Annotated in this window: 19 protein-coding genes; 7 read left to right on the top strand and 12 right to left on the bottom strand. The window is 69.4% G+C overall.

Going from position 1 to position 19185, the window contains the following annotated elements; translation table 11 throughout:
- Positions 1 to 38: 38 nt before the first annotated feature.
- The 4 genes from pssA (at position 39) to VF329_03840 (ending at position 3769) form a co-directional block, all read left to right on the top strand.
- Positions 39 to 815, top strand: coding sequence for a CDP-diacylglycerol--serine O-phosphatidyltransferase (gene pssA / locus VF329_03825; protein HEX7080120.1), 777 nt, complete (start codon positions 39 to 41; stop codon positions 813 to 815).
- The gene (locus VF329_03830) at positions 812 to 1537 is read left to right on the top strand and encodes a uracil-DNA glycosylase family protein (protein HEX7080121.1); all 726 of its coding nucleotides are present in this window, start codon (positions 812 to 814) and stop codon (positions 1535 to 1537) included. The genes pssA and VF329_03830 overlap by 4 nt, the downstream gene beginning before the upstream one ends.
- On the top strand, positions 1534 to 2007 hold the full coding sequence (gene rimI / locus VF329_03835; protein HEX7080122.1) for a ribosomal protein S18-alanine N-acetyltransferase: 474 nt from the start codon (positions 1534 to 1536) through the stop codon (positions 2005 to 2007). The genes VF329_03830 and rimI overlap by 4 nt, the downstream gene beginning before the upstream one ends.
- Before the next feature lie 169 nt (positions 2008 to 2176).
- Positions 2177 to 3769, top strand: coding sequence for a peptide chain release factor 3 (locus tag VF329_03840; GenBank protein HEX7080123.1), 1593 nt, complete (start codon positions 2177 to 2179; stop codon positions 3767 to 3769).
- A gap of 26 nt (positions 3770 to 3795) precedes the next feature.
- Here VF329_03840 and VF329_03845 read toward each other — a convergent pair whose 3' ends face one another.
- The 7 genes from VF329_03845 to VF329_03875 form a co-directional block, all read right to left on the bottom strand.
- Positions 3796 to 5766 carry a DUF3488 and transglutaminase-like domain-containing protein gene (locus VF329_03845; GenBank protein ID HEX7080124.1) on the bottom strand — a complete coding sequence of 657 codons (1971 nt, stop codon included), beginning with the start codon at positions 5764 to 5766 and terminating at the stop codon, positions 3796 to 3798.
- Positions 5763 to 6665 (bottom strand): DUF58 domain-containing protein, encoded by a 903-nt coding sequence (locus VF329_03850; GenBank protein HEX7080125.1) that lies wholly within the window; start codon positions 6663 to 6665, stop codon positions 5763 to 5765. Before VF329_03850 ends, VF329_03845 begins: the two co-directional genes overlap by 4 nt.
- Before the next feature lie 205 nt (positions 6666 to 6870).
- Positions 6871 to 7830 carry a MoxR family ATPase gene (locus tag VF329_03855; protein HEX7080126.1) on the bottom strand — a complete coding sequence of 320 codons (960 nt, stop codon included), beginning with the start codon at positions 7828 to 7830 and terminating at the stop codon, positions 6871 to 6873.
- A gap of 101 nt (positions 7831 to 7931) precedes the next feature.
- Positions 7932 to 10715, bottom strand: a complete 2784-nt coding sequence (locus VF329_03860; protein HEX7080127.1) for a valine--tRNA ligase — start codon at positions 10713 to 10715, stop codon at positions 7932 to 7934.
- 112 nt (positions 10716 to 10827) lie between these two features.
- Positions 10828 to 11145 carry a hypothetical protein gene (locus VF329_03865; protein HEX7080128.1) on the bottom strand — a complete coding sequence of 106 codons (318 nt, stop codon included), beginning with the start codon at positions 11143 to 11145 and terminating at the stop codon, positions 10828 to 10830.
- A gap of 4 nt (positions 11146 to 11149) precedes the next feature.
- Positions 11150 to 11581: a DNA polymerase III subunit chi gene (locus VF329_03870; GenBank protein HEX7080129.1), complete on the bottom strand. Its 432-nt coding sequence runs from the start codon at positions 11579 to 11581 to the stop codon at positions 11150 to 11152.
- Complete coding sequence (locus tag VF329_03875) at positions 11578 to 13053, bottom strand: leucyl aminopeptidase (GenBank protein ID HEX7080130.1); 1476 nt, start codon at positions 13051 to 13053, stop codon at positions 11578 to 11580. The genes VF329_03870 and VF329_03875 overlap by 4 nt, the downstream gene beginning before the upstream one ends.
- A gap of 180 nt (positions 13054 to 13233) precedes the next feature.
- Here VF329_03875 and lptF point away from each other — a divergent pair, with 180 nt between their 5' ends.
- Both lptF and lptG read left to right on the top strand, forming a co-directional pair.
- Positions 13234 to 14331, top strand: coding sequence for an LPS export ABC transporter permease LptF (gene lptF / locus VF329_03880; protein HEX7080131.1), 1098 nt, complete (start codon positions 13234 to 13236; stop codon positions 14329 to 14331).
- Positions 14331 to 15395: an LPS export ABC transporter permease LptG gene (gene lptG / locus VF329_03885; GenBank protein HEX7080132.1), complete on the top strand. Its 1065-nt coding sequence runs from the start codon at positions 14331 to 14333 to the stop codon at positions 15393 to 15395. The genes lptF and lptG overlap by 1 nt, the downstream gene beginning before the upstream one ends.
- Positions 15396 to 15401: 6 nt before the next feature.
- On the opposite strand, the gene VF329_03890 is transcribed toward lptG, so the two are convergent.
- The 4 genes from VF329_03890 to VF329_03905 all read right to left on the bottom strand — a co-directional run bounded on the left by VF329_03890 (position 15402) and on the right by VF329_03905 (position 17866).
- The gene (locus VF329_03890) at positions 15402 to 15860 is read right to left on the bottom strand and encodes an RDD family protein (GenBank protein ID HEX7080133.1); all 459 of its coding nucleotides are present in this window, start codon (positions 15858 to 15860) and stop codon (positions 15402 to 15404) included.
- Between the two features lie 278 nt (positions 15861 to 16138).
- Complete coding sequence (locus tag VF329_03895) at positions 16139 to 16465, bottom strand: GNAT family N-acetyltransferase (GenBank protein HEX7080134.1); 327 nt, start codon at positions 16463 to 16465, stop codon at positions 16139 to 16141.
- Positions 16462 to 16809, bottom strand: a complete 348-nt coding sequence (locus VF329_03900; protein ID HEX7080135.1) for a hypothetical protein — start codon at positions 16807 to 16809, stop codon at positions 16462 to 16464. Before VF329_03900 ends, VF329_03895 begins: the two co-directional genes overlap by 4 nt.
- 352 nt (positions 16810 to 17161) lie before the next feature.
- On the bottom strand, positions 17162 to 17866 hold the full coding sequence (locus tag VF329_03905; protein ID HEX7080136.1) for a sulfite exporter TauE/SafE family protein: 705 nt from the start codon (positions 17864 to 17866) through the stop codon (positions 17162 to 17164).
- Between the two features lie 173 nt (positions 17867 to 18039).
- Between VF329_03905 and VF329_03910 the strand changes: the two genes are divergently transcribed.
- A complete protein-coding gene (locus VF329_03910; protein ID HEX7080137.1) occupies positions 18040 to 18651 on the top strand; it encodes a 5-formyltetrahydrofolate cyclo-ligase in 612 nt (203 codons plus the stop codon).
- A 14-nt stretch (positions 18652 to 18665) separates the two neighbouring features.
- Here the strand turns inward: VF329_03910 and VF329_03915 are convergent, their stop codons facing one another.
- The gene (locus VF329_03915) at positions 18666 to 19055 is read right to left on the bottom strand and encodes a hypothetical protein (GenBank protein ID HEX7080138.1); all 390 of its coding nucleotides are present in this window, start codon (positions 19053 to 19055) and stop codon (positions 18666 to 18668) included.
- Between the last annotated feature and the right edge of the window lie 130 nt (positions 19056 to 19185).

The following is a 19185-nucleotide window of genomic DNA, read 5'->3' on the forward strand; positions in this document are numbered from 1 at the left end:
GGGCGCGACCGGCGACCGGAGCCCGGCTACGGCGGCGAATGGGTGAGCGAGTGGAAGGTCAACAGGCCGGTTCTCCACGCAAAGGAATCTATCTGCTGCCGAATCTCCTGACGACCGGAGGCCTGTTCGCCGGCTTCTACTCGATCGTCGCCGCGATCGACGGCAACTTCACCGGCGCGGCGCTCTCGATCTTCGTCGCGATGTTCCTCGACGGCCTCGACGGCCGCGTCGCGCGAATGACGAGCACCGCGAGCGACTTCGGCAAGGAGTTCGACAGCCTCGCGGACATGGTGTCGTTCGGGCTCGCGCCCGCCATCGTCACGTATCAGTGGGGCGTCGAGCGGTTGTCCGAGCACGGCGCGTTGTGGGGGCGGCTCGGCTGGCTTGCCGCATTCCTCTATGCGGCGGCCGCGGCGTTCCGCCTTGCGCGCTTCAACACGAACGTCGCGCTCCAGGACCGGCGCTACTTCCAGGGGCTCGCGAGCCCGGCAGCCGCGTCGGGCATCGCGTCGATGGTGTGGCTCACCACGTCGTACGGCATCGACGGTCTGTTCGCGCTCGTCGCCGGCATCGCGATCACCGCGATCACGGGGCTGTTGATGATGTCGCGGTTCAGCTACCTCAGCTTCAAGGAGATCGGCCCCGGCCAGCGCGTGCGCTTCGGCAAGCTGCTGCTGATTCCGCTCGTCATCATCGTGATCGCGATCGAGCCGCCGCTGATGGTTTTCTTGCTCTTCGTCGGCTACGCGTCGTCCGGCCCGATCATGTGGTTCCTGCGGCGCCGGCGCGTGCGAACGGACATGGTGCCCGAGTGAGGGGCCCGAGGCGCCGCTACCTCGCCGAGCTCGGCATTCCCGTCTGGTCGCTGCGGCACCCGCCGGCCGCCGCCGGCGAGAAGGCCGCCGAGACCCCGGCGAACGTGGCCGACACCCCGGCGAACGCCGCCCCCGTCGACGCGGACGACGCATGGAGCGCGCTTCGCCGCGAAGTCGAAGCCTGCACGCGCTGCGCGCTGGCCCGCGGCCGCACGCAGACCGTGTTCGGGGTCGGCCGCCGCGACGCGTCGCTGATGGTCGTCGGCGAGGCGCCGGGCGCGGAGGAGGACCGCCAGGGCGAGCCGTTCGTCGGTCCCGCCGGCCAGCTCCTGAATGCGATGCTGCGGGCGATCGGCTTCGCCCGCGGCGACGTCTACATCGCGAACGTGCTGAAGTGCCGCCCGCCGCACAATCGCGATCCGCGGCCGGAGGAAGCCGTCGCGTGCTCCGCGTACCTCGATCGGCAGATCGAGCTCGTGCGGCCGCGCGCGATGCTCGCCGTCGGCCGCATCTCCGCGCAGTGGTTGTTGCAGACGGACAGGCCGGTAGGTAGGCTCAGAGGGGTGGTGCACCGCTACGGCGAGCGCGGCATCCCGCTGGTCGTGACGTACCATCCCGCCTACTTGCTGCGCACGCCGGCCGCGAAGGCGAAGAGCTGGCAAGACCTTTGCATGCTCGTCGAGCTGCTGGTGCCGAACGAGACGAGCCGGGCCGACCGATGAGCGCAGCCGTACACACCGAAGCCGAGATCCGTATGATGCTGCCCACGGATCTGAAGGCGATCGCGGAGGTCGAGCGCGCCGCTTACGACTATCCGTGGAGCCTCGGCATCTTCCGCGACTGCCTGCTCGCCGGCTACTACTGCATCGTGCTCGAGCTCGACCACGCCGTCACCGGCTACAGCATCATGTCGATCGCCGCGGCCGAGGCTCATGTGCTGAATCTTTGCGTGCACCCGCGGGCCCAGCGGCACGGCTACGGGCGGAAGCTCTTGAACACGCTGCTCGCGAAGGCGCAGGAAGCCGGCGTCGACAAGGTGTTTCTCGAGGTTCGCCCGTCGAACAAGAATGCGCTCGCGCTCTACCGCTCGGTCGGCTTCGAGGAGATCGGCATCAGGCCAGGCTATTACCAGGCCCCGTGGGGGCGCGAGGACGCCGTGATTCTCGCCGCCACGCTGCCGGGCAAGAGGTAGCGCCCGCGCGCCGCCGGAGCGTTGCGGCCGACGGCGCATTTCCGGCCCTCGTTGGTCTAAAATCCGCACCCTTCGCGCCTCGGCCGGTCCGTCCGCAAGCCCGGAGGCGCTCCCGAAGCTCTTCATGTCGTCCCGCGCGGCGCCGCCCGCGGGACAGGAACGGAACCGCATGTCCACCGACTCGAGCCGCGCGGAAATCGGCAAACGCAGAACGTTCGCGATCATCTCGCATCCGGATGCGGGCAAGACGACGCTGACGGAGAAGTTCCTCCTTTTCGGCGGGGCGATTCAGATGGCGGGCACGGTCAAGGGAAGAAAGGCCCGGCGCCACGCCACGTCCGACTGGATGCAGCTCGAGCAGGAGCGGGGGATCTCCGTCACGTCGTCCGTCATGCAGTTCCCGTATGCCGGCCGCATCGTGAACCTTCTCGATACCCCCGGGCACGAGGATTTCTCCGAGGACACTTACCGGACGCTCACCGCCGTCGACAGCGCCTTGATGGTCATCGATGCCGCCAAAGGCGTCGAAGCCCGCACGATCAAGCTGATGGAGGTGTGCAGGCTGCGCACGACGCCGATCATCAGCTTCATCAACAAATTCGACCGCGACGGGCGTGAGCCGCTTGCGCTGCTCGACGAGATCGAGACGGTGCTGAAGATCGAATGCGCTCCCGTCACGTGGCCGATCGGGATGGGGCGGGAGTTCCGCGGCGTCTACCACCTGCTCGAGGATCGTCTCTATCTCTATCAGGGCCGCGACGGCAGCCGGCTTCCGGAGACGGTCGTCGTCGACGGCCTCGGCTCTGCGGAGGCGGCGGCGCGGCTCGGCGGAGACGCCGAGCGCATGCGCGAGGAGATCGAGCTGATCCGAGGAGCGAGCGCGGCGTTCGACCGTGCCCGTTACCTCGAGGGGCGGCAGACGCCCGTGTTCTGCGGCGCGGCGATCCACAACATCGGCGTGAAGGAGCTTCTCGACGCATTCGTCGAATGGGCGCCCGCGCCGCGCCCCCGCGAGACCGAGACGCGCGTGGTCTCGCCGGACGAGCCGGCGCTGAGCGGCTTCGTGTTCAAGATCCAAGCGAACATGGATCCGGGGCACCGCGACCGCATCGCGTTCATGCGGATCTGCTCCGGCGGCTACCGGCCGGGGATGAAGCTCCATCACGTGCGCCTCGGCCGCGAGGTCCGCGTCGCGGACGCGATCACGTTCATGGCCGCGGACCGCCAGCACGCCGACGAGGCGTATGCGGGCGACATCATCGGCTTGCACAACCACGGAACGATCAACATCGGCGACAGCTTCAGCGAAGGCGAGCCGCTCGTCTTCACGGGGATTCCGGATTTCGCGCCGGAGCTTTTCCGCCGGGCCGTGCTGAAGGATCCGTTGAAGCTGAAAGCGCTGCACAAGGGTCTCGCGCAGCTCTGCGAGGAAGGCGCCACGCAGCTCTTCAAGCCGCTGACGAGCAACGAGCTGATCCTCGGCGCGGTCGGGCCTCTGCAGTTCGACGTCGCTTCGTTTCGATTGAAGGACGAGTACCGCGTGGAGTGCGCCTTCGAGGGCGTGAACGTCGCCACGGCCCGCTGGATCCATTGCCCCGACCGGACGAAGCTCGAGGAGTTCAGGAAACGTCTCGGTAGCCATCTCGCCGAGGACTACGCCGGCGCGCTCGTCTACCTCGCGCCGTCCACGGTCAGCCTGAACCTGACCCGCGAGCGCTGGCCCGACATCGAGTTCCGCGAGACGCGCGAGCACCGCGTCTGAGCGCGGCGTCGCACCGCGATTCGGACTCAGGCGGGCCGGAACGCCTTCACGAGACGCTCGAGCCGCTCGAGCGCGCGGCCGTCGGCATCCGGCTCGTAGCGTGCCCGGAGATAAGCCGCGACGGCCGTGCGGATCGCCGGGGCCGCGGCCGGGAGCGCCTGCTCGGCGCGGGCGGCGTACGCGGCCGGCCCTTCGCCGGCGGCGATCGGCGCCACGCCTCGCCGGGCGAGCCGCCGGCAAAGGATCGCGAACCAGCGCGCGGCCGGATCGAGGCGCTTTCGCCGGCGCTCGGTGAACGCGCGGCAGGCGGAGAAGAGCGCGAGGATGAGCGCGATTCCGGCCGCGGCCGCCGCGGTCAATACGGCCGGCGTCGCCCATTCGAAGCCCAGCCGCTCGAGCAGGAGCCGCTGCGCGGTGTTGCCGTAGCCGACGACCCAGCCGTACCAGTAGGTGTTCACGGCGTCCCACGCCTGGCGCGCCGTGCGCAGCATGCCGAAGCCGCGGCGCCCGATTTCGCCGCCGAGCACGCTGCCGGCCGCGCCGAGCTCGATCCGCTCCGGCGCGACGGCCGCGGTCGGGTCCACGCGCGTCCACCCGCGGTCGGCGAGCCACACCTCGGCCCAAGCGTGCGCGTCGGACTGACGCACGACGTAGTACTCGCCGAACGCGTTCAGCTCGCCGCCTTGGTAACCGGTCACGACCCGCGCCGGGATGCCCGCGGCGCGCATCATCACGACGAACGCCGACGCATAGTGCTCGCAGAAGCCCGCGCGCGTCTCGAACAGGAACTCGTCGGCCGTGTGCTCGCCGAGCGCGGGCGGGGTCAGCGTGTAGCGGAACGGCTGCTCGCGAAAGAAGCGCAGCGCCTCGGCGACGATGCTCTCCGGCCCCATGCCGCGAGCGAGCCAGCCGCGGACGAGCGCGCGCGTCCGCGGGTTCGACCCTTCCGGCAACCGCGTCAGCCGGAGCCGCTCGCCGGCGCCGAGCGGCTCCAGCGTGCGGTAGCGCGTATGCGAGACGACGCGATAGTCGAGCCGCGAGCCGATCTCGCGCCCGAACGGCACGAGCAGCTGAAAATCGCGCGTCATGATCATTCGGTCGACGCCGGACCACTCGCGCGGCATGTCGAGCGCGAACGTCCACCCTCGGCCGTTCGGCTCGAGCATCACGCGATATTCCGTGGGCTCGCCGAGGTACGCGACGGCCCCCGGGCGGGCGCCGCGGCCCGTCCACGCGCGCGACCAGGTTCGTCCGTCGAAGCTCGAGAGCACCGGTCCTCGCCAGTAGAGCTCCTCGGGGGAGGGGCGGGCACCGAAGAACTCCACGCGAAACGCGACCTCGTCGGACTCGCCGAGCGCGGTGAGGTCCCCGGGGCTCAGCCGGTCGTCGAGGCCGGTCGTGCCGCGCTGCGGGTTCGTCGGCAGCGCCCACAGCGGGCCCGAGAGGCGCGGGAAGAGGACGAACAGCACCAGCATCACCGGCAGCGCCTGCAGCAGCATCCGTGCGGCGAGCGCGCAGGTGGCGCCTGCCGGTCGCAGCGATCCGCGACGGGCGAGCTGGAGCAGGCCCGCGGTCGTGACGAAGACGAAAGCCACGAGATACGCGCCGATCAGCAGGCTCTGCTGCGTGAGAAGGCTCGCGAACACGAGGAAGTACGCGATGATCATCAGCACGAGCTGATCGCGGTGCGTGCTCGCCTCGAGGAATTTCAGCGCGACCATGACGACCAGCAGCGCGCTGCCGGCCTCGACGCCGTTCACGGTGCGATAGCGCGTCAGCACGACCGCGAGCGCGAGGAACGCGAGCAGGATGCGCAGGCCTCGCCCCGGCATCGGCCAGCGCCGGCGCTCGCCTTCGAGGCGCCAGATGACGCACGCGCAAAGGAGCAGCGGCATCCAGGGCGGCAGCACGAGCCAATGCGGAAGGCTCGCGCCGACGATCACGGCGGCGGACCAGATCAGCCGCCCTCGTGTCCGCGACGCGCCGGGCGCGTTCATGCGCGCGCTCCGTGCGTTTCCGGCGCGCCGAACAGCGCGAGCGCCGTGAGGCAGCGGTGCAGATGCTGCTCGCCGCTGCCGAGCGGAACCGTTTCCGACGGCAGCTTGAGGCCGAAGCTCTCCCCGCTCGCGGCCGCGTCGAGGCACCAGCGCGCGAGCTGCGAGAGTCGGCGCTCCGTGTCCAGCCGCGGCAGCGCGTTCCAATCGAAAAGCTCCGCACGCCGCTCGCCGCCCGCGAACTGCTTCAGAAGCAGCTGCTCGCTTCGCGCATAGGCCTTCCAGGCGATGCGCCTCGGCGGATCCCCCGGCACGGCGTTGCGCAGGCCGGCGAAGTCCGCGTCGGAGTGATCGACGGCGCGCTTGCCGCCGGCGTCGTCGACGCCGCGCGGCGCCGGCATCCCGGGCGGCGCCGGGGCGGGGTAGACGACGCAATGCGCCTGCATGTGCACGAACGTCCATGCGCGGCACAAATTCGCCGGGTGGCGCGTCGCGACCGAGAACCGCGGCAGCCGCACTCGTCCGCGGCGTTCCGTCGCCACCCGCAGGGGCAGGACCGCGGTGCGTCCGGGCGCCACGTCCACGGGTCCCGCTTCTCTTCCGCCGGCGGCGATCTCGATCTCGTAGCGCGTGACGGATGCGGAGCCCGTCAACGCGATCCGGAAGCACGCATCCTGGCCGGCGAAGACCGGCGCGGCCCCCGCAAGGCGTACCTCGATCCCGAGCAGGTTGTCGTGACAGTGATGCAGCGCCGCGAGGCCGAGGCCGGCGAGGAGGAACGTGAGCGCGAAGCCGAGGCTCGCACCGTAGTTCATCGAGCCGAGGAGCATCGCGAGAAGCAGGCCCGCGAATGCGAGGCCGTAGCGGGTCGGCAAGATGTAAATCCGGCGCCGATCGAGCACGAAGGCCGCCGGATCGGCGCCTTGCCTGCGGCGAAACCACGCGGAGAGCCGCTCGGAGGCGCGTGCGGCCGCCGCGCCGGGAAGCCGAGCCGCCCGGCCGCCCGGTTGCGCCGTCCGGCCGCCCGGTTGCGCCGATCGGCTGCCCAGCCGCGCTGCCGGGCCGCCCGAGCCCGCGGCCGCGCGCCCCGCTCCCCGCGCCCGGTCGTCAGGGGATCGGGACGGCCGCGAGTATCGCTGCGCCGAGCGGGCCATCGGGGTCGAGCGCGCCGCCGGAAGCCGCCTCGAGGCGGTGCGCGACGATCCCCGGGAAGACCGCCTGCACGTCCTCGGGGTGCACTCCGGCGTGCCCGTGCATGAGCGCCCAAGCCTGGGAGGCGCGGACGAGGGCGATGCCCGCGCGCGGCGAAAGGCCCGCGACGAACTCGCCCGAGGTGCGGGTGTACCCGATCAGCGCCTGGACGTAGTCGAGGATCGGCTCGGCGAGATGCACTTTCGGCACGAGCTCCTGGAGCCGCAGCAGCGCGTCGACGGAGAGCACGGGCTCGAGCTCCTCGACGAGCGCGCGCCGCTCGCCGCCCGCGAGGAGCTGCCGCTCCTCGTCGGGTGCGGGGTAACCGAGCTCGATCTGCATCAGGAACCGGTCGAGCTGTGACTCGGGCAGCGGGAACGTGCCGATCTGGTGAGAGGGGTTGCGCGTGCCGATCACGAAGAACGGCGACGGCAGCGGGTACGTGTCGCCGTCGGCCGTGACCTGGCGCTCCTCCATCGCCTCGAGCAGCGCGCTCTGCGCCTTCGGCGTGGCGCGGTTGATCTCGTCGGCGAGCACGAGCTGCGAGAAGAGCGGCCCCGGGTGGAACTCGAAGCGCCCGGTCTCGCGATTGAAGATCGACACGCCGATGACGTCGGCGGGCAGCAGATCGCTCGTGAACTGCACGCGCTGATACTTCAGGCCGAGCGCCTTCGCGAGCGCGTGCGCGAGGGTCGTCTTGCCGACGCCGGGCAGGTCGTCGATCAGCAGGTGCCCGCGCGCGAGAAGGCACGCGACGGACAGCCGAAGCTGCCGGGATTTCCCGACGATGATGCGCTCGAGCGCCGCGATCACCGGCTCGATCAGCGACGCGGCGTCGGAGTCGGTGCGGGCGGCGCGGAGTGAAGGCGTGACCATCGTCTCAATGTTCGCCGATCGGGCGCGTCCCCGGCCACCCGGATTCCGGGCAAATGTGACTCAATCCGCAAATCGCCGCGGGAGGCCGCAGCCGGCCGGGCTCAACCGATCTCCCGGAGCCGCTCGATCTGAGCGCGGAGGCGCTCGGTCCGCTGCTTCAGCTCGTCGACGCGCTCGCGCTCCTTCGCGACGACGTCGCTCGGCGCGTTCGCGACGAAGCTTGCATTGTCGAGCTTGCGCAAGGATTTCTCGAGGTCCGAAGCTGCGCGTGCGAGCTGCTTGCCGAGCCGCTCCCGCTCCGCGTCGAGGTCGATGATGCCGGCGAGCGGCACGAGGAGCTGCATGTCGCCGGCGAGGGCCGTGGCGGCTCCCGGAACCGCGGCCGCCGATTCCACGGGCGCGATCTCGGCGAGGACGGCAAGCCGCTCGAGCGAGCCCCGATGCCGCTCGACGCGCTCGAGATCGAGCTTCGACGCGCCGGCGAGCTTCACCGCGAGCGGGCGCGACGGCGCGATGCTCATCTCGCCGCGAATCTGCCGGATGCCGACCACCAATCGCTGCAGCCATTCGATCTCCTGCTCCGCCTCCTCGTCGGGCGGCAGCGCTCCGTCGTCGGGCAGCGGCTCGAGCATGATGGTCTTGCTCGGCGTCCCGGTGCGCTTGCAGAGCTCGAGCCAGAGCTCTTCCGTCACGAAGGGGATCAGCGGGTGCAGGAGCTTCAGCAACGCGCCGAGCGTGTCGGCGAGCGCCGCGCGCGCCGCTGCCGCCGCGGCCGAGTCCGCCTCCGGCGATTGCAGGATCGGCTTCGTGAGCTCGACGTACCAGTCGCAGAACTCGTGCCATGCGAAGTCGTAGAGCGCCTGTGCGGCGAGGTCGAGGCGGTAGCCGGCGAAGCCTTCGTGAACGGCGCGGACGGTGCGGCCGAGCCGGGATCGGATCCAGCGCTCGGCGATCGTCGCCGCGGGCGTCACGGCTGCGCTCGCGGAGGAGGCGGCCGGCGTGCGATCGAGCTGCATGAAGACGTAGGCGGAAGCGTTCCACAGCTTGTTGCAGAAGCGGTGGAAGCCGTCGACGCGGCCCAGGTCGAAGCGTATGTCGCGTCCGGTGGTGGCGAGCGACGCGAACGTATAGCGCAGCGCGTCCGCGCCGAAGGCCGGGATGCCGTTCGGGAACTCCTTGCGGGTCGTCTTCTCGATCCTCGCCTTCAGGTGCGTCTGCATCAGGCCTTCCGTGCGCTTCGCGAGCAGGCCCTCGAGATCGATGCCGTCGATCAAGTCGAGCGGGTCGAGGATGTTCCCTTTCGACTTCGACATCTTCTGGCCTTCCTGATCGCGCACGAGGCCGTGGATGTAGACCTCCCGGAACGGCACGTCGCCGGCGAACTTCAGTCCCATCATGATCATCCGGGCGACCCAGAAGAAGATGATGTCGAAGCCGGTGACGAGCACGTTCGTCGGGTAGAACGCCGCGAGAGCGGGCGTGCGCTCCGGCCATCCGAGCGTGGTGAACGGCCAGAGCGCCGACGAGAACCACGTGTCGAGCACGTCCTCGTCTTGCCTGAGCGGGAGGTCGGGTGCGAGCGCGTGCTTCGCGCGGACCTCCGCCTCGTCGCGCCCCACGTAGACGTTGCCCGCCTCGTCGTACCACGCCGGGATGCGGTGGCCCCACCACAGCTGCCGCGAGATGCACCAGTCCTGAATGTTGCGCATCCATCCGAAATAAATCTTCGACCAGTTGTCGGGGACGAAGCGGACGCGCCCTTGCTCCACGGCTTCGATCGCGGGCTCCGCGAGCGGCTGCACTCGGACGTACCACTGATCGGTGAGGAACGGCTCGACGATGGCCCCGCTGCGATCGCCGCGCGGGATCGTCGACACGTGCTCGTCGATGCCGTCGAGAAGGCCGAGCGCGCGCATGTCCTCGACGATCCGCTCGCGGGCGACGAAACGGTCGAGCCCCCGATACGCGGGCGGCGCCTCGTCGTTCAGCGCTGCGCTCTCGTCGAGGACGTTGATCATGGGCAGGCCGTGCCGCTGCCCGATCTCGTAATCGTTGAAGTCGTGGGCCGGCGTGATCTTCACGCAGCCCGTGCCGAACTCGGGGTCGACATACTCGTCGGCGACGATCGGAATGAGCCGGTCGGCCAGCGGCAGGCGCACCTTCCGCCCGACGAGCGCACGGTAGCGCTCGTCGCCGGGGTGAACCGCGACGGCCGTGTCGCCGAGCATCGTCTCGGGCCGCGTGGTGGCGACGACGACATGGCCGTCGCCGTCGGCCAAGGGATACCGGAACCGCCAGAGCTTCCCTTTCTCCTCTGCGCCGAGGACCTCGAGATCGGACACGGCGGTCCGCAGCACCGGGTCCCAGTTCACGAGCCGCTTGCCGCGGTAGATCAAGCCTTCGTCGTAGAGGCGTACGAACACCTCGACGACCGCGCGCGACATCTCCGGATCCATCGTGAACCGGTCGCGCGACCAGTCGACGGACGCGCCGAGCCGGCGCATCTGCTTCGAGATCACGCCGCCCGAGCGCTCCTTCCATTGCCATACGCGCGCGACGAATCGCTCACGGCCGATCTCGCGCCGCGACGTGCCCTCCGCCGCGAGGAGGCGCTCGACGACCATCTGCGTGGCGATGCCGGCATGATCGGTGCCGGGCTGCCAGAGCGTGCGCCGGCCGAGCATGCGGTGATAACGGGTGAGCGCGTCCATGATCGTGTGCTGGAACGCGTGGCCCATGTGCAGCGTGCCGGTCACGTTCGGCGGCGGAATGACGATCGAGTACGGCGCGCCGTCGCCCGACGGCGCGAAATAGCCCTCGCGTTCCCAGCGTTCGTAGTGCCCGGCGTCGACCTCGACCTCGGCCGGGCGATATCCCTTGCTCACTGTCGGTCCCTCGATGGTCCTCACTCGCGGTCCGCCGCGACGGAAAAGGTGTCGACGGAAAAGGTGTCAGACACCATTTCTCGTCGACACCATTTTTCGTTTTCGATCGTTCTCACCCGCTGCCCGTGCTTCCGCGCTCCTTCATGTCCATATCGTCGCCGCTGGTCAGGTGATCCCGCAGGATCGTGTCGATCAGCTCCGGCAGCGCCTCGCGCAGCCGCAGCGACACCTGCTCGAGCAGGCTCGCCTCGAGCTCGGCGAGCGCCTTGCGGATGACCTCGTCCGTCAGCGCGAACGCTTCGGCCGCGAGCTTCGTCTGCAGCTCTGCGACGAGCACGTCGTCCGCCGTCGGGTAGGACGCGCGCTCCGCGCCGCCCGGCTCGGGCACCACGTCGGTGAGGACGGGGATCGCGTCGGACGGCGCGCCCATCGCATCAAACCCGATGAGTCTTCAAGCTATAGCCTCGATCACGATAGTAACGATAACGCTCCCGCCCGCGCGCGCGCCGATCGGCGTCGGCGTCGACGACTTCCGCCATCCGCGCGTAGCGGCTGAAGTACTCCGGCACGTCGCCTGCAAGGTTGATCAGCAGGTCCCAGCGCTCGCCGACCGGGCCCGGCCCGTCATCGATCAGGACCGGCTCGATCGGGGAGGGACCGGCCGCGCTCGCCATACGATGCGGCAGGAAGCTGCCCTGTGAAAAGGTCCACAGCAGCTCGTCGAGCTGCCGCGCCTCGGCGGCCGATCCCGGGCGGATCAGCACGCCGCATTCGCGCTGCACGGCCTTCTCGGCGATACGGCAGGCGAGCACGAGACGGGCCTCGATGGAATCTCCGCCGAGGATGTAGAAGTCGATTTCGGTCACGCGGGCCCGAGATTCAACAGGAAATCGACGAGGAGCGGCACCGGACGGCCGGTGGCCCCCTTGCTCGACTCGCCCCGCCAGGCGACGCCGGCGATGTCGAGATGCGCCCACGGCGTCGCATCGACGAATTTCGCGAGGAACGCCGCGGCGACGCTCGCGCCCCCGTCCCGGCTCCCCGAGTTCGCGATGTCCGCGAAGTTCGTCTTCAGCGAGTCTCCATACTCGTCGTCCAGCGGCATCCGCCAGACCGTGTCGAGCGAGCGAGCGGATGCCGCGAGGAGCGCTTCGGCGAGCGCGTCGTCCTTCGTGAAGAGGCCCGTGTGCAGGTGCCCGAGCGCCACGACGCACGCGCCGGTGAGCGTCGCGACGTCGAGAATGCAGCGCGGGTCGAAGCGCTTCGCGTAGGTCAGCGCGTCGCCCAGGATCAGCCTGCCCTCGGCGTCCGTGTTCAATATCTCGATCGTCTTGCCGGACATGCTCTTCACGATGTCACCCGGCCGCGTGGCGCGGCCGCCGGGCATGTTCTCGCATGCGGGAATGACGGCGACGGCGTTGATTTCGGGCTCGAGCTCACCGAGCGCCGCCATCGTGCCGAGGACGCCCGCCGCCCCGCACATGTCGAACTTCATCTCGTCCATCTTCGCCGGCGGCTTCAGCGAAATGCCGCCGGTATCGAACGTGATGCCCTTTCCGCAAAGCGCGACGGGCGGCGACTTGCCGGCCCCTCGGTAGCGCAGCACGATCAGGCGCGGCGGCTCCTCCGCCCCCCGCGTGACCGAGAGGAACGCGCCCATGCCGAGCTTCTCGATCTCGCGCTCGGTGAGAATCTCGACGTCGAGCTTCTCGCGTCCGGCGGCGAGCTCCTCCGCCGCAGCCGCGAGGTGCGACGGCGTGCAGACGTTCGGCGGCCGATTGCCGAGATTGCGCGCGAGGTCCATGCCGTTCGCGATCGCCGTGCCATGGGCGATCCCGCGGCGCGACTCACGAACAGCGTCGCCGTCGGCCGCGATGCCGAAGCGCCGCAGCTTGCTGCCCGACCGTTCGTCGCTTTTCAGCTCGTCGAAGCGGTACGCCGCGCTTCGGACGGTCTCGACGGTGACGCGCGCCGCATAGTAAGGATCGAGATCGGTGCCCCAAGCGAGGTAGCTCACGGCCTCCTTCACGCCCTTGTCCTTCAACGCGGTCATTGCCGCGCCGAGCGCGGATGCGAGGCGCTTCATGTCGAGCTGCGCGGCCTTGCCGCATCCGACGAGGAGCCACCGGTCCGCGGCGCCGCCCGGCGCTTGCGGCACGAGCAACGTGCTGCCCGGCTTGCTCGACGCATCTCCCGCGCGCACGAGGCGCTTGATCGCTCCTCCCGCGGCGGCATCGATCTCCTTCGCGGCCCCGCGGAGCCCTTCCTCGAAGATCGGCAGGACCGCGCAGCCCGTTCGTTGGCTTGCAGGCTCGCCGCTTCTGACCGAGAAATCCATTCGCTGCTCCTTCCAAGGTTGGGACTCGCAAAGGCGCGAGACGATCGTCCGATTCCGTTCCGCGCCGCTGAGGAATGCTGCACACCCGCCGCGGCGCGGTCTGTATTATCGTGTTATTGCCCGCGTCGGCAGCGCGGGCTAGTGTACTCGACCGCCGAAACGACTGGAAACCGACCCTCAGTGAGCCTCGTCAGCCGCTACGTTCTACGCGAGTGCGTCGCGGCGCTGCTGGTCGTGGTCTCGGTGCTGTTCGTCATTCTGATGAGCAACCAGTTCGCCGAGATCCTCGGCGAGGCCGCCGCCGACGAGCTGCCGAGAGAAGCGGTCTTCTCCGTGCTCGGCCTCACGTCCTTACGCTATCTGACGATGCTCGCTCCGATCGGCTTGTTCCTGGGCGTGCTGCTCGCGCTCGCCCGGCTCAGCCGCGATTCGGAGATGGCGGCCCTTTCGGCTTGCGGGATCGGCCCGTCGCGGCTTCTTCGGCCCATAGCGCTGCTGGCCGTGACGCTCGCCGGCGTGATCAGCTGGTTCGCTCTCGTGCAGACGCCGGCCGCGAGCGCACGGATCGAGCAGATCAAGCTGCAGGCGCGGGAGTCCCTGCAGATCTCCGCGATCGAGGCCGGGAAGTTCGCGACGCCCGATTCCGGCGACACCGTCGTGTACGCGCGCGAGGTGAAGGGCGACGAGCTGTACGATGTGTTCGTCCAGCGGCACGTCGGCGGCCGCGTGGCGGTGATCCTGGCCGAGCGGGGCAAGCGTGTGCACGACGCCGCCACCGGGACGATGTCGTTCGTGCTCTTCGACGGCACCCGCTACGAAGGCGTTCCGGGAAGCAAGACCTTCTCGATCGTCCATTTCGGCGAGCACGGCATCCCTATCCGCGCCGACGAGGACGAGGAATACGTCGTGCCCGTGGAGACCCGTCCGACGGCGGCGCTGCTCGGGTCCCGCGACCCGGCGGATGCGGCCGAGCTTCAGTGGCGCATCTCCTCGCCGCTGTCGCTGCTCGTGCTCGCGCTGCTCGCGGTTCCGCTCAGCCGCTCGTCTCCGCGGGAAGGCCGCTACTCCCGGATCGGCGCAGGGCTGCTCTTGTACATCATCTACGCGAACAGCCTGTCGATTGCGCGCGTGTGGGTGGAGCGGGGCTACGTGCCCGAGTGGATCGGCATGTGGTGGGTGCACGCGGCGGCCGCGCTCCTCGGGATTCTGCTGCTCGGGCGGGAGTCCGGCTGGTTCGCGCGCGCGCCGCGGATCGAGCCGGCGGAGGCGGCCTCCTGATGCGCCTCCTGACCCGCTACATCGCGCTGGACGTGCTGCGCGGCGTCGCGCTCACGCTCTCCGTGCTCGTTGCCGTCGCGGGGTTCGTCGAGCTCGTCGGGCAGCTCGACGACGTCGGGACGAACGACTACGGGTTCGGCGACGCGCTCGCATACGTCGCGCTGCGCTTGCCGCGCACGATATTCGAGATACTGCCCCCGGCGGCGCTGATCGGCGCGCTGCTCTCGCTCGGCAATCTGGCCGTGCATCGCGAGCTCGTCGTGATGCGCGCGAGCGGCGTATCGACGCTCCAGCTTCTCGCGTCCGTCTCCGTTGCGGGGCTGGCGCTCCTCGTCGCGATGGTGCTGCTTGGCGAATCGCTCGCGCCGTCGCTCGGTGCGTACGCGCGCGAGATGCGCACTCGGGCGCTGAACGAGGATCTCGTCGAGGCGGGGCAGTCGACGTGGCTGAAGAGCGGCGACCTGATCTTCAACCTGCGACGTCGGCAGGGGCAGATCGATTTCGGCGGCCTGTACCTGTACGAGCTCGGGGAGGGCCAGCGGCTCGAGCGGGTCGCGCGCGCCGACTCGGCGGTGCTCGGTTCCGGCGGCGAGTGGCTGCTCGCGAACTACGAGGAGACCCGCTTCCTCGACGGGCGCGTAATCGTCGACCGCCAGCGGGTCGCGGAACGCCGCTACGATGTGAGCCCGGACCTCCTCGGTCTCTCGGCCGTGCGCGAGGACCTCCTCGACACGCCTGCGCTGCGCCGCTACATCCGCTACCTCGAGGAGAACGATCTCGACGCCACCAGCTATCAGATCGCGTACTGGTCGCGAATGGCGAACGTCGTCTCGGTTCTGCTGATGACGGTGCTCGCCCTGCCGTTCGTGCTCGGCGGGCTGCGCTCGGCCGGAAAGACCGGCCGCCTGCTCGTAGGCCTCGTGATCGGCCTCTCGTTCTACGTCGGCACGCAGATGCTCGCGAACAGCGGCGAGGTGTTCGATCTCGATCCGCGCATCGTCGCCTGGGCGCCGAGCGCCGTCCTGCTCGCGGTAACGGTCGTCGCGTTCGCGCGCATGCGCTGACCCGCCTCACCGTGCGCCGGCGGCCGTGCGCACGACCTTCGTGCCCGAGAGGCGGTCGTGCCAGCAGAGCTTGTCAGGGTCGATCGCGGCCCACCAGAAACCGAGCCCGGCCGGAAGGGCCGAGAGCAGCGCCGCGAAGAAGCGGCCGAGCGCCTTGCCCCAGCCGAGCGGCCCGCCCGCGGCATCGACGACGCGCAACCGCCACGCCCGCATGCCGAGCGTCTGCCCGCCGTGCGTCCAGAACCACGTGAAAAAAAGCATCGCGACGGCGCCCAGGCTCGATTGGAACCAGAGCGTGCCGGGCGCGACGCCCCGGCCGCCGCGCAGCACGAACACGGCGAGCGTGAACACGAACAGCAGCCCCGCGAGCAGCATCAGGTCGTAGACCAGCGCGGCGAGGCGCCGCGGCAGGCCGGCGGCCGCGCCTTCTGCGGACGGGCGTCCTGGGCGACCGGCGGACGTCACGGGGTCTGGGTGATGATCGGTCGACGGGGAGAGCAAGGTTAGGGGCTCGGCTGATCGGTGGACCGGGAGGGCAAGGCTAGCGTCGGCTGGTTGGTGGACGGGGAGGGCAAGTTTAGCCCGCCGGCTTCCGGCGGCTGTCCACAGGCCGCGTGCCCGGGCCTTGAATCCTACAATTAAGCGGAGGATCGTATGAGAAGCACGAGATTTCGTCCGTAACGCATTGAACGACAAGTGAATGACTATTCGGGCCTCATGAGCAATAACTGAAATCGACTGCGCTAACCCGTTGGCGATCGGCCCTTTTCCACCGACTTATCCACAACGACGAGATCGTCGAACGATCGATCCTGCTGCACGACGTGTGCGACGAACGGGCACGTAGGGACGATCTTCAGGCGCCGATCCTTTGCATAGGCGAGCGCATGGCGGACGAGCGCCGACGCGATGCCCCGTCCCCGCAGCGACTCCGGCACGAACGTGCTGTAGTAGTCGAGGGTGCGCGGACCGAGGCGCACGTAGGTCAGGTACGCTTCGCCGCCCGCGACGCGCGCCACGAAGCGACTCCCGCGCTCGTCGTGCTCGATGACGATGTCCTCGGCCGTCATATCTCCGCGCCCGAGTTGCACGGCGGCGCGAGCGCGCCGGCCAGGTCCTCTTCGATCCGCGCACGTGCCGCCGCGTCCGCCTCCTGCAGCACCGCGATCGTGTTCGCGTAGTAGAGGTCGAAGCAGTCTTGATGCGGGTGCCCATCGAAGATGCGCGACATGTCGGACGTGCTGCCGACGAACACCGGGCGGTAGGTCGGGCTCGTGTTCGGCTCCACCGAGCGCTCGGTGACCACGTAGACGGCGGGGATCGGCTTGAACCGGGTCGCCCAGACGTAAAGGCGAAACTCGTAGCGGCGGCCGGAGCGTCCCGTGAAGGAAACCGTGTCGATTCTCGTGGGCACGAGTCGGTTCAGTGCAGGTGTTTCCCCGGCAGGCGAGCGGCGTAGAAGGCCGAGCACGTGATCGTGACCGGCTCGGACCGGTAACGTGGGCTCGCGACGCTGCCGGCGCTGATGGCCGTTTCGACGCAAGCCGTAACCATCCGTACAACCATGCGACCGTGCTCGACGAGGCGAAGGCGCTCATGATATCGCGAAATTCGGGCGCCCAAAAAAGGGAGAGCCCGGCAAGAGCCGGGCTCTAGGGGGAGGTTGAAGATTCGAACAGGGGGAGAACCTTTCAACCGCAGCCAGTATAACGTTCCACTCCTGCCGCCTTTGCAAAGAAGTTTCAAGTGCAGCGCGAGAAAGATATTTAGAGCATCAAGATGATCCCGACGACTGCGAGCCCGGCGTGCAGGACCGTGGAAAAGCGCTCCTCGGGAATCGCGCGGCCGATCCGGGGGCCCGCGAGCGCCGCGAGCACGACGAGCGGCAACGACCACGCGAAGAGCCCGAGCACGCGCGGCGTCCAGAGCCCGCTGAGCCCGTGGCCCGCCGTGATCAGGACCGTGGCCGGCAGGAAATAGCCCTGGAGCGTCGCCCGAAAGCGAGCGGCGGGCCAGCGCTGTGCCGCGCCGTAGAGGATCACGGGGGGCCCATTGGTGTTGTAGGCGCCGCCGAGGACGCCCGCGACGAAGCCGAGTGCCCAGGCGCCGGGGTTCGCGCGGATGCGCGGAAGCGACGGACGCACGAAGTACCAGAGCGCGTAGGCCACGAGCACGGCGCCGAGGACGATGCGCAGGATCTCGCCTCGTCCGCCCTCGAGCAGCACGAGGCCCACGGGAATTCCGAGAACCGTGCCGGCGACGAGACGCCACACGCTGCCGAGCATGACATGACGCCAATCTCGAACGAGGAGGACGGCGATCGTCGTCAGCATCACGAGCGCGACGAGCGGCGTCGCGGTCGGCACGTCGATGATCAAAGCGAGCAGCGGCATCGCGAACAACGCCGCACCGAATCCGATCGAGGCATGGAGCAGCGCGCCTGTCGCGACGACGACCACAACCAGCGGCACGAGCACGACGTCGGGAATGGCGGCTCTCCGATCGGTTCAGCCGTGCGCGGGCGCGGGCCGGGCGGCACGCGGGCGCCGAGTGCCGGCGGCGCCCGGCGCGGCGTCGAACGCGCGATAGGTCGGGTTCGTGCTCATCGCGCGAAGGCTATCACGGTGGTGTATCCTGCCGCACGATGGACCGCTGGGAAGACGTGCGCGCTTGGCGCAAGGAACAAAGGAAGCGGCTGATCGAGGCTCGCATGGCGCTCTCTCGAGCCGAGCGCGAGCGGCTGACGAGCGCGATCGCCGATCGGCTTGCCACTTATGCTCCGTTGCAAGCGGCGCCGCTGCGCATCGGGTTCTACTGGCCGATCCGCGGAGAGCCGGACTTGCGGGCATTCGTGCGCGGTTTGATCGAGCGCGGCTTCGAAGCGGCGCTTCCGGTCGTCGTCGAGCCGAAGGCACCGGTCGAGTTCTGGCGCTGGGACGCGCAAACGAAGCTGCGGCGACAGAGCGTGTGGGGCATTCCCGTGCCGGCCGAGCGCGTCGTCGTGAGGCCCGACGCGCTGATCGTCCCGCTGGTCGGCGGCGACGCAGCCTGCTACCGCCTGGGCTACGGCGGCGGCTATTACGACCGGACGCTCGCCTCTCTCGATCCGAAGCCGCTCGCGATCGGAGTCGGCTACGAGCTGGGCCGGCTGACGACGATCTTCCCGCAGCCGCACGATGTGCCGATGGACGCGATCGTGACGGAGCAGCGTCTGGTCGAGCGGAATGCGGGGACGGCGGATCGGCCGCTCGCTTAGGCTGAGACAGGCGCCTACTCGCCGTTCGACCGCCGGTCTTCCGTCTTGCGCCGTTCGGCGCCGTCGAACACCACCGGCGAGAGCCCTTCGTCGGACCAACGGCGCGAATCCTGCCGGCGGTCCGGCAGCTTCTCGAACGAGCAACGGCATCGCGCTGCGTCACAGCGCTCGAGAGGCAGCGCCGGGGCTTCGGATGCGAGGAAGGTTTTGCCGGCCAGTGCCTTCGCCGCCGCGCACGCGCCGGCCGGCGCGCGGATCTCGACGGCGGAATACGCTGCGGCGGAGGAACGGCCGGCCGAAGCGGTGCGCACGCGTCGCGGGGCGCGCCCGCGGCGTTTCCGGGCCCAAGCGAGCGCGATTGCCGCAACGGCGGCGACCAGGATCACGATGGCCAGGAAACCCACGCCGCTTTTCCGTCTTCGTTCTGCGTCAGCATGCGGCGGCAGAGTCTATCGAGCGGCTCGCTCTCGCCGCTCGAATCGAATTCTCAAAAAAAGACGGCGCGCATTCGTGTCGAGAAAAGGTGTCAGACAC

The sequence above is a fragment of the Gammaproteobacteria bacterium genome, assembly GCA_036381015.1.
GTDB lineage: Bacteria > Pseudomonadota > Gammaproteobacteria > Steroidobacterales > Rariloculaceae > ZC4RG20.